At 52.5% G+C, this 731-nt stretch carries 1 protein-coding gene; it reads right to left on the bottom strand.

Features of this window, described 5'->3' with window-relative positions:
- Positions 1-731: YDG domain-containing protein (locus ASC50_RS02450; protein WP_226995346.1), on the bottom strand; the 731-nt coding region annotated here is incomplete at both ends.

Below are 731 nucleotides of genomic sequence, written 5' to 3'. Positions count from 1 at the left end.
CCGTTGAAGCGGTAATGCTCTTCGGGATGATGGTGAAGACTTTATTTGCAATGCTGATAGCGTAGTTGCCGCCGGCAGTCAGTGAGCCTTGATTGATGGGATACGTCCCCGGTTTTTCGTTGGAGGTGCGGGAGAGCACGCCGCTAAAATGGTCCTCCTCATCGAGCAGATCCGGACTGTAAGTGTAAGTCAGCGGCGGGTCGGCGGGGTTGTAAGTTTTACTCAGATTATCGTTCGGCGTGACCACGACAGGCAAAGGGGTGATTGTTGCCGTAGCGACAGGCTGTGCTGCCAATTCGTAATTATCTTTGTGCGCACCGGCGAGCGCGAAGCCGTCAAATATGACCGGTTTGTCCGGTCCTGCATTTTTATCGGCAAAAGCCGCTGTGCCTTTTTCCACAGTTACCACATCGCCGACATCCTCAACTATGCCAACGACATTGCCCGTACCGCTAAAGGTAGCGTTCGTAGTGCCATCGTAAGTTCTGCTATCGACTGAAAAACCTGTGAGCGTAACCGGCTTGGGTGTAATCGCGGCGGTGGCTACGACATCAGCCGGCTGAGCCATCAACTCATAATTGTCTTTTTCCGTGCCGCCGAGCGTGAAATCGGCAAATGTAACCGACCGTGTGCCCACATTTTTGTCGGCAAAAGCAGCCGAAGCATCCAATAGGATTAAGTCATCCCCCGGCACTTTATTATCAATATCCACTGCGGCATTATCCACTGTG

It is taken from the genome of Candidatus Symbiothrix dinenymphae (assembly GCF_001431085.1).
Note: the sequence above shows the minus strand (reverse complement) of the source record. Positions and strands in the feature narration are given on the sequence as shown.